Genomic DNA, 15,282 nt, shown 5'->3' on the forward strand with positions numbered 1-15,282 from the left:
ATGAAAAGAATATTTCTGATCCTACTATTTCCCTTTCTGGTAGCTTTTCAATGTGACGATGATGTGGATACAGGTTTCGAAACCACATACATTATACGGAACGATTCCAGTACGGATCTATACTTCCTGGACAGTCAGGAGCGCTTTGTTGGATTGCCCGGCCAATCCGAATTGTCCATCGGAAGTGCTTTAAAGAACGAAGCAAGTCCTTTGCTTCCCTCGGAATCATTCGTATTTAACGACATCAGGCTGTACAGGTCAGAGAATGGCAATTTCATTCTGAGTTATCAACAGGATCCTGTTGAAGATGAGATCTGGTCATTGACGGAACCATCAATTAACCGCTTTGAATACACCCTGGTGATTACGGATGTTGACTTAAATTAGATTCATAAAAGCATTTTCAATAGGATCAAATAATGGCAAAAAAAGAAGGAAAGTTCAGGTTTGCCTACTTTACGGACAAATATCAGGAAACCTGTGGTTTTTACCGGGATACGCTGGAACTAAAACTGGAGCATTCCTGGGACAGAAGTGAAGACGATAAAGGATCTCTGTTTAAAGCTGGTATGGGTCTGATCGAAGTACTGAAAAGGCCCGGCAATGAACAACAAAAAGTTAAGGACCTCGACTACCGGCATCCACAAGGGGCTTTTATGGTGGTTCAGGTGTGGGAGATCGATGAATTGTTTAAAAAGTATAAGAAGAAGAGAGTACCTTTTAAAGAGGAGATCAAAGACCAGGCCTGGGGACATAGGAGTTTTGCCGTACTGGACCCCAATGGGGTGGTATTGTTTTTTATCGAGGATCAATTTGATGTCTGAGGAACTATGAAAACAATTTTAAGCTGTGTTCTGTTATGCTCTCTTGGTGTGATTTTTGCGCAGCAAAAGGCATTTGAATATCCGGAAGGGATCTATTCAAATTATGATGACTTTATAACCGGAAAACCCAGTTTAGATAATTCCATAGAGGCAAAACAGGGTAAGAATATCGTGATTACCACCTTCAGAATCAAGGATGGGAATGGCAATAAAATAAAACACGCCTTTGCCGCTTCGGATGGAGAGAACGTATATGTTAGAACTAATGCCATGCTCGGACATCTCACTAATGTTGAATTCGACAAGCCCAATGCCACGGATAAAGACTACTCGAAAGCACTAATGGCTAACCAGGATTACCTCTATTTAGAAGTCTTTTTTCAGAGTAAATCGGTAAAAAATTGGGGGATTGGAAAAGTATACTTGTCGGGAATCCTATATAATAACACTTCTGGCAAATTCACAATTCTGGAATCGATGGAAAACCTGCAAACTGCCCTGGGCAGTCCGGTTAGTAATGGTGATCAACGTATTAACGGGCAAAATATTGATGCGGCCCGGAAAGCTGTCCTGCCGCTATTTAATACTAATAATTAATAGGATTTCAGGGTAAACCCAAAGGTCAGGAACTGGTCGCCCTGCTTCTGCCCTTCTATCACCACACTTTCAAAAGTATTCAGGTAGTTTATCTTGAAGTTCAAATGCTTCCAAACCGGCATTTCCAGAGCGAGATCCGAGCGCCAGCGATAGTTATTCCCATACCTCAGTGAAGGCTGAAAATAGCTTTCATGGCTAAAGATCACCTTGTCCTTAAACAGGTAGTATTTCCCGTTTACCCACAGGGTGGCCCGAAAAGTGTTGATGGTTGTGGAACCGTCGTAGTCTGAAAAATTGAAGTCGTTATTATCAAAATTGGTCTCCTCGTATTCACTGGAAAGTGAAAATTTGAGGAAATTCTTTTTCTTTTTCAACACCTGGAAGGTAACCCCGGCCCCGGCCATATAACGGGCATCGATCTCCCTCCTGAAATTGGTGCTAACAAAAGCCAGCAGCAAGGGATATATCTTTTTCTCGGGATGGATATACAGGAAATTGAGGCTTAAAATATCCTCATCGGCCTTTTCTCTTCCAAATTCCTGGTACACATAAGAATTCTGGGTTTTGAAAACCCATTGTTCCCAGGGTTTAAAACTTACCTCGGAACGGGCCCTGAAAATAAGGGTATTCACATTCCCCCCCTGCCAGAAACCGGTCAGAGAAAGGTTTGCCTTCAAGTTGAGCGAATCACTTTCGTCTATCTGAGCAGAAAGGCAAAAGGGAACAAATAGGAAAAAAAACAGAAGCCTCTTCATACTGATTCCTGTTTATTATTCAACATTTTGAAATCAGGACAAAATTAAGATTGATTGATAAACAGAAAATTAATTCTGCCAAAAACTACAGTTAATAGTACAAATCCCGGCCAAAGGAGGTCTTTGAAGTGACCCTGGTCATAGGATTCCCCTGCTCAACCATCTAATTTAACATCTTAATCATAAATCCCATTTAACATGAAAGCTTTAAACACCATCTTATTCTGCCTGCTTACTTCAGTAATGGTTTTTGCCCAACAGCAGGAGTTTACAGGCACCTGGAATCTTATAGATTTTAAAATGGTTATGGAGGAAAACACCAACCATATGGACAAAGCAACCCTGAATAAAGAAGGTGCCGTTTGGGATCTGATATTCCGTGAGGACGGATCAATGACCCAAACCAGCAATATGCGCAATGGGGAAACAGAATCCTGGGATGGACGCTATGAAACTGAAGGAGACAATCTAAAATTGTTCCTGATGATTGAAGGTCGGGAGATGCCCTTGCAATACCAATTTGAATTCAAGGATAATGTGCTGCACCTGAAACGCAGTAATCCCATGGGTACTGTGCATATCCTGACTCAATTCAGGAAATCCTGATTTGCCGCTTCCTGATGGACTATTTTTCAGATTTAGTTGATGTTGGTTATACCCCTTATAATAACCTTTAACAGGAATTCTACTCCAAATAAGGGGAAGATTTGGTATTATTGAAATCTAAAAATAGCTATGTCCATCCTGAACTCCGCTTTTACAGGTCAGAAATTAATCGGTTTTATATTCTTGTTTGTTGCCGGCATTACCTTCAGCACTTCCTGCAGCAACAGTAGCTCCGAGGCCGGTGTAACCTCCAATGTTCCGACTAACTTATCGATTTCTGTTACCATAGTTGGAGCAGACGATCAGAATCCATCGGGAGACGGTTCAGGGGAAGTTTTGATCGTTGCCACTGCCCGGAATACCAAATACTTTATACTGCGTGTTGGGAGCGATTCTGCTCAGCAGAGCACTACAGGTTCATTCAGTTATACCGTAAACCAGGGAGGGACCCAAACCTATACCGCAGAGGTATTTGCCTATTCAGACAGCGGTGAATCCATTAGCAGGTCCGCTACCTTTGAGGTATTCAAAGAGCAAATTGAACCTTTCTCCAGTTTGGTTTTTTCAGATGAGTTTGATTACGAAGGCAGTCCGGATGCTAACAAATGGCATCACCAGACCATCCCAATTGTTAATGGGACTGACTGGGCCAATGGGGAACAACAGCATTACACGGCCCGGATCGAAAACTCCTATGTGAGCTCCGGAACCTTAAAGATCAAAGCCATAAAAGAGAGTTATACCGCCTCCGGAACCACCAAGGAGTTTACCTCTGCCCGTTTGAACTCCAAGTTTGCCTTTAAGTACGGACGGGTTGAAGTAAGAGCCAAACTTCCTGCGGAAGCCGGAACCTGGCCTGCCATATGGACCCTGGGTGCCAACATCAATGAGGTGGGCAACTATTTTGGAGACCAGTATGGAAGTGTAGGTTGGCCGGCCTGCGGGGAAATCGATATTATGGAACAACGGGGCTGGGATAAGAATACTACTATTGGCTTTTTCCACTGGGGGCACACCTCTACCGGAGTATACAACAATGAAGGGGGAGATATTCCTATTTCCAATGCCTCCTCAGAATACCATGTCTTCGCCCTGGAATGGGACGAAACCACTATGAAGATACTTGTGGACGACACCCTGGTTTATGAATTGAGCAATACGGCAGACAAACCTTATGACAATGAGCATTACCTCTTGCTTAATATTGCCATGGGGGGCAACCTGGGTGGCAATATCCCCAGAGACTTCACAGAAAGCATTATGGAAATTGACTATGTGAGGGTGTACCAGTAGCCCGATCTACCTCAACATATTCTTGCCCGTCAGACAATTAACAACCAATTACTGTTCAATATCCACCGCTTCGAAAACCGTCAGCACCTGTTCCTCAAAAGCAGCCGTGACTTCAATAGGGTTACAGCACACCTCACAATCCTCAACATATGTTTGCTGAGTTACGGAAGGGTCCAACAGCATTGAAATATCCTCCCAACAATACGGACACCGGAAAAAATGTTCGTACATGATTCTATACTAAAGATCTACATTGAGTAGCTGACCAGTCAGCTGTAATAGTTGCAGTTCGGCCAATTTTGCATCGTACTTGGCCAGGTTTTTATTGGTCTGGGCGTTTAACAGGTTGATCTGCGCCTGGCGGAATTCTATCCCTGTAATCCTGCCCAATTGAAACTGTTCCCGGGAACGCTCAAAGTTATTCTGGTTGGTTATCACGTTTTGCTCCTGGATATGGTAGATATTCAGGCGGTTCTGATAAATGGCCAGGGCATTTTCAATATCCCGGTTTACCTCAAGTTCAATCTGTTTATTCAGCAGTTCCTGGTTCTGGTAGGCTATCTTTGCGTTCTTCACGCGAACAGCAGTTCCGCCTCCGTCAAAGAGGTTCCAGGTGAGGGTTGCCCCGAGGTTCAGGTTGTAGGTAGTATTGTTTACCCCGGGAAAGAAGGCCGAGGCTGCACTCTGGTTCAGGTTCCAGCCATAAGAGCCGTTCAGGGCCAGTCTGGGCAGGTAGCCGGACTGACTCACCTTGATATCGTATTCGTTGATCCTGAGGTTCTTTTCGGTTTGCAGCAGCGCGACGTTGTTCTCCTTAGCCGATGCAATATACTCCTCCAGTTCCAGCATGGGGATGAACCGGATTAAGGTGTCCACCTTAAAATCCTCATTCAAACTGCGGTTCAGTACCACGTTCAGATCCCGCTTGGTATTGGCCAATTGTTGCTGAGCATTCAACAAGCTAATACTGTCATTGGTAACATCGACCTGAGCATTCAAAATATCGAGTTTGGTACTTTGCCCAAATTCAAAGGCATATTCTGAACGGGTGATCCGGTCACGGGAGATCTCCAGTGCCTTCAGCAGCACATTTTCGTTTTCGGTGAGTCGGGCAACCTCAAAATAAACACTGAATAATTGCAGCATTGTATTTTCAATGGTTTCACGTGCCTGCAGCTCGCTTAAGGAATATTGTTCCTTCAGGCTGCGGTAATTGTATAATCGGCCTAAACCATCAAACAAGGTATAGTTCACCGTAAGGTTACCATTGTAACGCTGTGCCTCCGCCTGATCGATCTCAAGGTTGGGCCTTGGCGAGCCGTCTTCGAGGACCTGCCCGGGAAATTCTATCTCGGAATCATCCCGGTTATAGGTAGCTCCAGCCGCCCCGGTCAGTGATGGCAAAAAACCACTGTTAAGGATACTTTTGTTGTTTTCGGCCAGTTTTACCTGGTTGCGTGCCACCTGTATACCGAAATTGTTTTCAAGGGCCAGGTTAACGGCTTCCTCCTTGGATAAAAGGACTTCCTGTGCCATGGCTCCGGAAACCCCGGCTATCCACATTACAAAAATTAAAAACCTGTATCTCATTATCGTTGACCTTCTAATTCTTTAGGCTTGCTTCTTCTCGTGGTTGTTTCAGGTGCGCTATGCTCCTGCAGGTACCTGTCAGACAACTGCCCTTGCAGGTAAACTTCTTCCTTTTGTTCCTTGATTGCGCGTTCAACTTCCTCCCGGGTGATAGTATCTCCGGTAGCCAGCCATTTGGTACTTTGTTTCACCCGATTGCTGAAGGAAAGGAAAATCGGTAACATAATCAGGGTTAGAACGGTGGCGAAACCTATACCATAGGCGATAGAAATAGCCATGGGGATGAGGAACTGAGCCTGTCTGCTCTGCTCCAGCATCAGAGGTGCCAGTCCGGCAATTGTGGTAATAGAGGTCAGGAATATCGCCCGGAAACGGGAACGGCCTGCCTCAACAATAGCCTCATCAAACGCCATCCCCTGCCTGAGGTTTCCATTGAATTTCCCTATGAGCACCAGTCCGTCATTTACCATGATTCCTATCAATGCTATGATCCCCAGCATAGAAAGGATGTTGATTGGAAAATCATGGATCCAGTGACCCCATGCCACTGCCGTGAGGCTAAAGGGCACCAGGAGTATCAGCATTAGAGGCTGACTAAAGCTCCTGAAAGTAAAGGCAATGGTTACGTAAATCAGGAACAGTACCGTTAACCCAACAAAGCGAAGCGATCCCAGTAATTTGCCTGCCTCCCTGTTCTGCCCTTCGTAAGAGGGGGTAACTGTAGGGTAACGCGAGGTTATCTCTGGCATGATCTGCGTTCGGATCTCGGCCATGACATCTGTAGCACTTGTCTGCTTGGGGTCTTCCAGGTCTGCCGAGAGCTGTATCTCCCGCTGACCGTCCAGGTGATTTATAGCCACATCCCCACGTTCTATGGTGTACGTGGCGATTTCTTTAAGCGGAACCCTGCTGCCATCCGGCGTCACGATTCGCATCTCGTCCAGGTCGGTAATAGAAGACCGGTTTTCCCGGTCGTAACGGACCCAAACCCGAATCTCATCCTGACCACGCTGGAAGCGCTGGGCCTGGGTTCCGAAAAATCCGGCTCGCACCTGGTTCATGACCGTGCGCAGGTTCAGCCCCAGCAAATAGGCATTTTCTTTTAACTCCAGCCGAATTTCCTTGATTCCGGCAGGATCATTATCGGACACATCCTTAAGGGCAGGATTGTTGAGCATGGCTTTTTTAAGCTCTTCCTTGGCTCCTTTGAGTTCCTCAATATTGTACCCCAAAAGGGAAACAGAAACCGGATCACCCCCAAAGTTTCCACCAGATCCATAGATTAGGCTTTCAGCGCCTATCACCGGGCCTACCAATTCACGCAGGCGACTGGTAACCACATCAGATCGAATGGCGTCCGGACGCTCTTCCCCAGGCAGCAAATTAATAGTCAGGGTTGCCGAAGCGGATCCCGGCCCCAGCCGCTTAATCACATTTTCATAGAGGACCTTACCAGTACCCTGCAAATATTGCTCTGTCAATTCCTGGTTGACGATCTCTGCCTTCTCTTCGATCAGGGTGATGATGGAATCCGTAATCCTTTCGTTTGTGCCGTTGGGCATGAGCAACTCTACCTGCACCCGGTCACTCGCAATCCGTGGGAAGAAGGAGGTACGGATAATACCGCCGCCGATTGAGCCAAAAGTTACGATCAGTGCAAAAACGAAAAAGGAGAAGGTGAGCATCTTATATCGCATAGCGAAATACAGGGCTGGAGTGTAGATCTTATCCCTGTTCCAGGACATGAAGCGATCCCCGAGCTTGTTGATATTTCGGAGCTTGGCAAATACTTTTCCTACAGTTGTTTTTGATTCCTTTCTGCTGCGTTGCAATGCCTTGGAATGTGCAAGGTGAGCTGGCAGTATAATCAGGGCTTCAATTAGGGAAACCACAAGGGTCAGGATTACGATCACGGATACTTCCCCGAAGAACTCCCCTATCCGTCCATCAAGGAAGAGGAAGATGGAAAATGCCAGCACCGTAGTGATTATAGCGGAAACAATGGGAGGTATCACTTCCATAGTCCCGTCAATCGCGGCCTGTATGGGCGATTTTCCTTTTTCGTAGTGCTGATATATGTTTTCTGCAATTACAATACCATCATCCACGAGGATACCGATCACAATGATCATCCCAAACAGTGAAAGTACATTAATTGTGACATCAAAGAACCCGGCAAAGATGAACATACCCAGGAAGGCGACTGGCAGACCAAAGGCCACCCAGAATGCGAGGCGGGTATTCAGGAACAATGACAGGAAAATGAGTACCAGTGCCATCCCCATAATGGCATTTTCTGTTAAGAGCTTCGTCCGCTGCGTCAGGGTGGTAGACAGGTCACTAACCACATTGAGCCTTACGTTCGTATATTTCTGATTGAACTCATCAATATAAATCTTAACTTTCTCCGCAGAGGAGATCAGGTCCTCGGTATTGGTACTTGTAATGGTGGTGGTCACCGAAAGATCTCCATTGAAAAAAGAGGCGTTAGGTGTTTCCGAGAATCGATCCCGTACTATGGCCACATCTTTCAGGCGGATCGTTTGTCCTGACGCATCGGCGCGTATAATGAGATTGGAGAGTTCGTCTCCGTAATACGATCGGTTGTTGGCACGGATCAGGTATTCTTCAGCATTGGTTTTGATATTCCCCCCGGTAACCAGGATATTGGCGTTGGCCACCGCCTGGGAGACCTCCTGAAATGAAAGCCCATAAGCCAGCAGGCTATTCTCGTTTACAGCTATTTCAATCTCCTCCTGCGGGTATCCCGAAACGCTGATCTGGGAAATCCCATCTATAGCACGGATATCATTTTCAACCTGTCGGCCAATCTGTTTTAAAGTGGCCAGGGGTATGTTCTCCCCTGAGATGGCAAAGCTGATAGTCTGCCGTACCGCTTCCTGCTTGGAAACCACCAGGGGTTCCATACCAGAAGGGAAGGAGGGCACACGGTCTACCGCATTTTTTACCTGCAGCAACATAAAATCGATGTCCCGGCCCTTCTCGATTTCTACATTTATACTTCCGGTGTTTTCCCTTGAGGTAGAAGTTACGCGTTCAACTCCCTCCAGGCCTTTCAGGTTGTCCTCTATCTTGAGCACTATACCCTCTTCAACTTCCTGGGGGGAAGCACCTGGATAGGCTATGCTAATGCTTATATTCTTGGAATCCGTCAGGGGGAAAAAGGATGACTTCAAAGAGGTAGCCCCTACAATCCCGAAAATAAAAAACGCGATGATAATGACGTTTACCGCCACATGGTATTTAATAAAATACGCGATAAGGTTCCTCATTACTTTATGTTTTCAGCGGTTTGACCCCTGTATACTTTGACAAGCATGCCAGCATAAGCGCCAACTACGGGCTGGGTGATAATGGTAGTTCCATCAGGTACCTCCTTGAGGACTACTTTTCGGTCCGAAAAGTATACCGGCTTTACGTCTATCAGGTCCAGGATGCTATCGCGAACTACAAAAATCTGGTTGTTTTCCAGCAGCAGTTTCCGGTCTATCTCTATCGCATCATTTTCGTCCTTGGCGTTAAGGTTGGCTTCGAGGTACATACCTTCTCTCAGGTCGGAGTGGCTCACCTCTATATACGCCTTGATGGTCTGGGTAGCCTGGTCTATTCGACCGTTGATCCGTGTAACTTTGCCCTGGTAGGTTTTGGTCCGTTCCAGGTTAACAAGTTCAACAACCTCCCCTACTTTGAGCAGGTCGCTGTAGGTTTTGCTTACAGCCACTTCAAGCTCGTAAACATCTGTCCTGATAAATTCTCCCAGTTTCTGGCCTGCCCTTACCAGGGTACCTTCGGTAACCAGGGCTTCTGTAAGCACCCCTGAGAATGGAGCTGAAATGGTATATTTTGACAAGCGCTGCTCCAGATTTTTTACGTTGTAATAACTGGTCAGGATTCCCCTACCGGTAATAAAGAACTTCTCCTTTTCCGAAGTCATTACAGGCAATTCGGGCGTAACCCTATCGAGATCAAATTCACTCAGGTAGGCCTGCCATTTGGGATATAATTCAGGATAATCCAGACGCAGGTCCGGCATAACAGAAGTAATCAGGTTGAGCAGGTTACTCTTAGCCGACTGAACGCTGGCATAGTATTCGGCCGCGTCAATACGGATAATCGTTTCCCCTTTGCGGTATTCCTGTCCCGGGCGAAACAGTTTATTGCGCCCACGAAATACCCCCTGCACCTCCGAGAACAGTTCTACCCTGGTCTTGGCAGTTAGGTTGCCATTGGCAGGTACTATAATAGGTACCGTCCCGTTAGAAACCACATCAGTAAAAACGGTCTTGACCACTTTCTGTACCTGAGGCCTGTACTGTTTTTTGCTATTTACAATTTGTCTTGCTACAAAAACCGAGGCTACTATGATAACAAAGCCCAGTACGGATAAAATTATCTTTCTCATATTTTTTGTCCATTAATCAGGCAGTCCGCCTGAAAAGTTTTGTTGTACTTTCTTTAAAATCCGAATCATCTGTTGGATTTCCGATTCGTCTATATTCTTTTCAATGGTTTGAATGATCTTGTTGATAACCACTTTACATTCCTGGAAAATATCCTGTCCCATTGGGGTCAGAAAAACCTCATTTATTCGTTTGTCATCTGCATTCTGTTGTCTGTACAGATATCCTTTTTTCTCCATCTTGGCCAGTAAACGAGCCAGTGAAGATTTATCGCGGTAGGTGAGAAAGGCAAGTTCATTCTGGTTAAGCCCATTCTGATCATTGACTTTCTTCAATACCACCATTTGCTCCTTGGTAAGATCCAGCCCGTGCTTTTCCAGGGCCTCCTGGATATAATAATCGACCATCTTGGAGGTTCTCCCTATCCAGGGACCCAGGGACCTTTCAAAATCGATATATACATCCGTCTTTTCCATACCTGCAAAACTAAACAAATCCCATATAGTTGCACGTGCAACTATAGTTAAATTATTCTTAAATTTTGTTTAACATATAAGATGTATTATTTAAACAAAAAAGAAGAATGCCTTAAACATTCTTCTTTTCACCAATTTAACTAAACTATAAAGTCAACTACTCATTATTATTATCATTTTCCTCATTATCCTCGAATTTGGTCTCCGCCATCCGGGTCCTTGAAAAATTGAGGTCCTTAAACTTCAACTTAGCATCGTCCTTGTCGTAGTCAAATACAAGGAATTGTTTGCTATCCATCATTTCAAGGCTTTTATAGGAATCGAATTTGTTGTGTTGTATCTGCAGTACCTTAAGGCTTGCCAATTGCCCGAACTCTTCCGGGATTGGGCCTCCCAACTGATTGTTGGCAAGCACCAGTTCCCTGAGCATAGTAAGTTTGCCCATTTCCCCGGGGATATTTCCCTCCAGGCCATTTTCAAATAGTCCAAGTGTCTCAAGGCGAGCCAGGTTCCCGATTGATTCCGGGATTTTACCTCTGAGGTTATTGCTGGAAAGGTTTAGTACCCTTAGGTTTTTCAAGTTACCCAGGCTTTCCGGGATATTGCCTGAGAAGAAATTGTTAAAGGCAGTAAGTTCCTGAAGCGACTCCATATTGCCCAGCTCTCCGGGAACATCTCCCTTGAACCGGTTCATCTCAATTTTTAATACCTCAAGTTTATTTAACTGAGATATCTCCCCGGGTAGAACCCCGGTAAGCTTGTTAAAGGCAAGATTGAGCTTTCTGAGGTAATTTAAATCGCCTATTGATCCGGGCACCACACCGGCGAGGTTGTTTCGGAACAGATTTATCTCCACTACATGGCCGTCCTCAACCGTTACTCCATACCATTTGGCAACAGAAGTTTCCGTATCCCAGGGATTTAACCAGTCCTGTCCGTTCGTATTCTCAAAAAGATCTAACAGCGCCAAACGTTCCTTTTCGGAAACTTGAGAGCAAACCAATTGTGCGGAAAGAATCAGGAGGAAAATAAGTACCCGGGATTTTTTCATGTTCTGCTTATTTGGAATATTCTGGTAATAATCTGATATTTAATAAAGAATTGTCTTACAAATTTAACGTAGGATTCAGATAAAATGCCAATTTTATCGACGAACGGTACGTTTTTGTTGCGAAACCCTTTTTATCTGTTGTGAAAATTTTTCGATCCCGTGAAAATAAGTGGAAATACTAGAGGTCTTCGAGGCTTAGAGTGAGCTCTTCCCACTGTTTCATAAGGGTCTCCAGGGTTTTTTTCCTTTCCTGATACCGGTCAAAAAACCCCTCTTCGGAAATGGTTGCATCGTAATTCATCAAAAGCTGATGATCGATTTCTGCAAGCTCCTTTTCAAGCGCTGCAATCTTTTTTTCTACACTACTGAGACGATTTTTCAGAGACTTGACCTTTTTCTGGTCTTCATAAGAAGTTGATTTTTCATCGGATTTTTCCCTGAAAACGGGAATTTGATCCTTCTTTTCCAATTGCCGGAAATTATCCAGCTGTCTCTGATCAAGGTAAAACTGGATATCCCCCAGGTACTCCTTGATACCCCCTCCTCGAAATTCGTATACCTTGTTGGTCAGGCCCTGCAGAAAATCCCGATCGTGGGAAACCAGCACCAGGGTCCCTTCAAATTGTTGCAGGGCTTCTTTAAGGATCTGCTTGGACTTCATATCCAGGTGGTTGGTAGGTTCGTCCATTACAAGCACATTGAAGGGTTGTAGCAAAAGCTTGGCCAGAGCCAGACGGTTGCGTTCCCCACCGGAAAGGACCCTCACATACTTTTCTACCTCATCGCCGCTGAACAGGAATGAACCCAGAATATCCCGTACACGTGGCCTGGTTTCCTCATTAGCCGCATCTATCATGGTATCCAGTACCGTCTTGTTCCCGTCCAGGTAATCTGCCTGGTTCTGGGCAAAATATCCCAGTTGTACATTGTGACCTAACTTAACCTTACCCCCATGGTCTATTTCCCCAACCAGTATCCTGGCCAGGGTAGTCTTTCCCTGACCATTCTGCCCAACAAATGCGGTTTTGCTGCCACGCTCTAGAAGAAGGTCAACCCCCTTTAATACCTGTTTATCACCATAGTTTTTAGAGACCTGCTCCATTTCCACGACCACTTTGCCCGGGACTACAGAAAGGGGGAAGCGGATATTCATGGCAACCAGGTCTTCCTCATCCACCTCAATGCGTTCCATCTTCTCCAGTTTTTTGATCATGGACTGTGCCATGGAGGCTTTGGAGGATTTGGCCCTGAAGCGCTCAATTAAACGTTCGGCCTGCTGGATCTCACGGTCCTGGTTCTTTTTCGCATTGCGCTGCTGCTGACGTATTTCCTCCCGTAGCTCCAGGTAACCACTGTAGGGTTTGTTGTAATCATAGATTCGACCCAGGGAAATCTCCAGGGTTCTGTTGGTAATATTGTCAAGGAACATGCGATCGTGAGAAACCAGCACAACTGCTCCACTAAAATCCTTCAGGAACTGTTCCAGCCAGATAATGGATTCTATATCCAGGTGGTTAGTTGGCTCGTCCAACAGCAAAATATCGTTCTTTTGTAATAGCAGTTTGGCCAGTTCTATACGCATCCGCCAGCCCCCTGAGAAAATATCTGTCGGTTTATAGAAGTCCTCCTGCCGAAACCCAAGACCCTGCAATACCTTTTCGGTTTCACCCTTATATGTGTATCCTCCCAGAATCTCATAGCGATGGGTAATCTCATTGAGGTCTACCATAAGCTGGTGGTATCCTTCGCTCTGGTAATCCGTTCGCTCTGCAAGTTCGGTGTTTACCCTCGCCAGCTCTTTTTCCAGGCCCATCAATTCCGTAAAAGCCTCGTAAGCTTCTTCCAGGACAGTTCGCCCATGGAAAAAGTCAATATCCTGTTTGAGAAATCCAAGTTTCAACCCTTTTTCGAGTGCAAGCTCCCCTCCATCAGGCCGTAGTTCACCAGCCAGGATATTCAGCAATGTGGATTTGCCTGCCCCATTTTTACCCACAAGACCTACGCGGTCACCTGGATTCAGGCGAAAGGACATCCCATCAAATAATGGTACACCGCCAAAGGAAATGGAAAGGTTATGGACGCTTAACATAAATTGTTACCGAGGTTACAGGAATAAAAATGGCAAAAGCCTACTTTTATCAAAAATCTCTGCAAATGTTAAAAAAAGGCAGCAAACTCTATAGCATTTTAACAGGAAGGTGTCCCAGGTGCCACCAGGAAAGCATGTATAGGGAAACCAACCCGTATCGGTTAGGAAGTTTGTTTAAGATGCATGAACGCTGCTCGCATTGTGGCACCAAGTACAAAATGGAACCTTCATTTTTCTACGGGGCCATGTACGTTAGCTATGCGGTTGGGATTGCCTTTGCGGTGGCAGCCTTTGTGATCTCCTTTCTTTTCATAGGAACATCGCTGGTTAACACCTTTATCGCCATTGTAGCCACCCTGGTGGTCTTTATGCCGGTTATAATCCGCCTGTCCAGGAATATCTGGATTAATTTCTTTATCAAGTACAATCCTTCTGCGGAGAAAGCCTAGTTCGGATTATATCTACCGGAAAACCGACTGATATCCAATTCGGGAAGCAACGAAGCACCGTTTTCAATATGGGCCAATAATTGACTGGCAGCATAGGGTGCAATAAGCACTCCCCTGGAACCAAATCCGTTGAGTATATACAGCTTGGAAAACACCGGATGCCTGCCTACGAGTGGCCTTCGGTCTGTAACTGTTGGCCTTATACCCGCCACATGGGATACGACCTCGTAATCGGCCTTTAAAAAGGTTCCGAGCTTGTCTAACAGTTCTCTGCGTGATTCCTCTGTTGGGGTATTGGTCTTGTCTTTCCATTTGTATGTGGCCCCTATCCGGTACAGATCTTCACCAAGCGGAATAATAAATACAGAAGATTTGATGACGTTCTCTTCTTGTAAAGCCCCGGATCTTATTGTGAGCAGTTCTCCTTTGGTGCCATTGAGAGGTAAGTAGTTAAAATAGGGGTTTGCCTTAAGACCATACCCTGAGGCAAACACTACTTTCCGGGCGGAAATCTCCTCATAGCGGACTCCCTTGTTGTCTACCTCCAGCTTCGAAAAATCAAAAGCAGATTCAATGAGAACGCCCTTTTGCCCCAGGTATTCCGAGTAGGTCTGCAGCAGGGTTTTGGTGTCTACCCTTCCCGTGTGCAGGACCTCCCCGTAACCGAAGGGAGCATCCAGCATGGGATTGTGATTTTCCAAAATCCTGAGTGAAAGGAAGGGTCTCAATTGGGGACGGTCTGCGGCCTGGAACCAGTTATTCTGCTCCTCCACCGATGCGAATCGCCTCAACACCCTCAACTTGTAGTCCAGCGGTCTTTTCAGTTTTTCCTCAAGGCGGGCATAAAAAGGCATGGCCATTTCCATTTGCTCCTTAGCCCTCCAGGCAGGGGTAAAGCGTTTCAGGATAACGGGGTTGTAAAGCCCCCCTGCCACCACTGATGCCTGTTGTGAATCGTCATTAACGCAAATAAAAGAGCGGTCGTTCTGTTCCAGCAATTCGCAGAAGGCCATTCCGGCTAACCCCAATCCAACAACCAGATAATCTACCATTTAACAAAGGTAGGGATTCAGCATGCTAATTTGAAGCGGCCTGGGGGTACAAAAAAAGCGCCGCTAAATTGCGGCGCTT

15 protein-coding genes are annotated in these 15,282 nt (G+C 45.7%); 6 read left to right on the forward strand and 9 right to left on the reverse strand.

Annotated features, from left to right (window positions below):
• Genes OO016_RS00335 through OO016_RS00345 form a run of 3 tightly spaced genes read left to right on the forward strand, consistent with a single transcriptional unit; the run spans position 1 to position 1,421 of the window.
• Positions 1–387 (forward strand): hypothetical protein, encoded by a 387-nt coding sequence (locus tag OO016_RS00335; protein ID WP_266009985.1) that lies wholly within the window; start codon positions 1–3, stop codon positions 385–387.
• A 32-nt stretch (positions 388–419) separates the two neighbouring features.
• Complete coding sequence (locus tag OO016_RS00340; RefSeq protein WP_266009988.1) at positions 420–824, forward strand: VOC family protein; 405 nt, start codon at positions 420–422, stop codon at positions 822–824.
• Positions 825–830: 6 nt separating this feature from the next.
• Entirely contained in the window at positions 831–1,421 is a 591-nt protein-coding gene (locus tag OO016_RS00345; protein ID WP_266009990.1) for a hypothetical protein, read from the forward strand.
• Here OO016_RS00345 and OO016_RS00350 read toward each other — a convergent pair.
• Entirely contained in the window at positions 1,418–2,176 is a 759-nt protein-coding gene (locus OO016_RS00350; protein ID WP_266009992.1) for a DUF481 domain-containing protein, read from the reverse strand. The two genes, OO016_RS00345 and OO016_RS00350, sit on opposite strands and share 4 nt — an antisense overlap.
• 198 nt (positions 2,177–2,374) lie before the next feature.
• Between OO016_RS00350 and OO016_RS00355 the strand changes: the two genes are divergently transcribed.
• Positions 2,375–2,782: a hypothetical protein gene (locus OO016_RS00355; protein WP_266009994.1), complete on the forward strand. Its 408-nt coding sequence runs from the start codon at positions 2,375–2,377 to the stop codon at positions 2,780–2,782.
• 129 nt (positions 2,783–2,911) lie between these two features.
• Entirely contained in the window at positions 2,912–4,075 is a 1,164-nt protein-coding gene (locus OO016_RS00360; RefSeq protein ID WP_266009996.1) for a glycoside hydrolase family 16 protein, read from the forward strand.
• 48 nt (positions 4,076–4,123) lie between these two features.
• Here OO016_RS00360 and OO016_RS00365 read toward each other — a convergent pair whose 3' ends face one another.
• From OO016_RS00365 to OO016_RS00395, 7 genes are all read right to left on the reverse strand, one after another.
• Entirely contained in the window at positions 4,124–4,306 is a 183-nt protein-coding gene (locus OO016_RS00365; protein ID WP_266009998.1) for a CPXCG motif-containing cysteine-rich protein, read from the reverse strand.
• A gap of 9 nt (positions 4,307–4,315) precedes the next feature.
• Entirely contained in the window at positions 4,316–5,665 is a 1,350-nt protein-coding gene (locus OO016_RS00370) for a TolC family protein (RefSeq protein ID WP_266010000.1), read from the reverse strand.
• Positions 5,665–8,958: an efflux RND transporter permease subunit gene (locus OO016_RS00375; RefSeq protein ID WP_266010002.1), complete on the reverse strand. Its 3,294-nt coding sequence runs from the start codon at positions 8,956–8,958 to the stop codon at positions 5,665–5,667. Before OO016_RS00375 ends, OO016_RS00370 begins: the two co-directional genes overlap by 1 nt.
• A complete protein-coding gene (locus OO016_RS00380; RefSeq protein WP_266010004.1) occupies positions 8,958–10,088 on the reverse strand; it encodes an efflux RND transporter periplasmic adaptor subunit in 1,131 nt (376 codons plus the stop codon). Before OO016_RS00380 ends, OO016_RS00375 begins: the two co-directional genes overlap by 1 nt.
• A 12-nt stretch (positions 10,089–10,100) precedes the next feature.
• Positions 10,101–10,562: a MarR family winged helix-turn-helix transcriptional regulator gene (locus OO016_RS00385; RefSeq protein WP_266010005.1), complete on the reverse strand. Its 462-nt coding sequence runs from the start codon at positions 10,560–10,562 to the stop codon at positions 10,101–10,103.
• Positions 10,563–10,719: 157 nt separating this feature from the next.
• Positions 10,720–11,613 carry a leucine-rich repeat domain-containing protein gene (locus OO016_RS00390; RefSeq protein ID WP_266010006.1) on the reverse strand — a complete coding sequence of 298 codons (894 nt, stop codon included), beginning with the start codon at positions 11,611–11,613 and terminating at the stop codon, positions 10,720–10,722.
• Between the two features lie 178 nt (positions 11,614–11,791).
• A complete protein-coding gene (locus OO016_RS00395; RefSeq protein ID WP_304608058.1) occupies positions 11,792–13,702 on the reverse strand; it encodes an ABC-F family ATP-binding cassette domain-containing protein in 1,911 nt (636 codons plus the stop codon).
• Between the two features lie 65 nt (positions 13,703–13,767).
• Here OO016_RS00395 and OO016_RS00400 point away from each other — a divergent pair, with 65 nt between their 5' ends.
• Positions 13,768–14,151: a DUF983 domain-containing protein gene (locus tag OO016_RS00400; protein ID WP_266010008.1), complete on the forward strand. Its 384-nt coding sequence runs from the start codon at positions 13,768–13,770 to the stop codon at positions 14,149–14,151.
• On the opposite strand, the gene OO016_RS00405 is transcribed toward OO016_RS00400, so the two are convergent.
• Positions 14,148–15,203, reverse strand: a complete 1,056-nt coding sequence (locus OO016_RS00405; RefSeq protein ID WP_266010010.1) for an NAD(P)/FAD-dependent oxidoreductase — start codon at positions 15,201–15,203, stop codon at positions 14,148–14,150. The genes OO016_RS00400 and OO016_RS00405 overlap by 4 nt on opposite strands.
• Positions 15,204–15,282 lie beyond the last annotated feature (79 nt).

The sequence above is a fragment of the Lentiprolixibacter aurantiacus genome (assembly GCF_026241225.1).
Lineage (GTDB): Bacteria > Bacteroidota > Bacteroidia > Flavobacteriales > Flavobacteriaceae > Lentiprolixibacter > Lentiprolixibacter aurantiacus.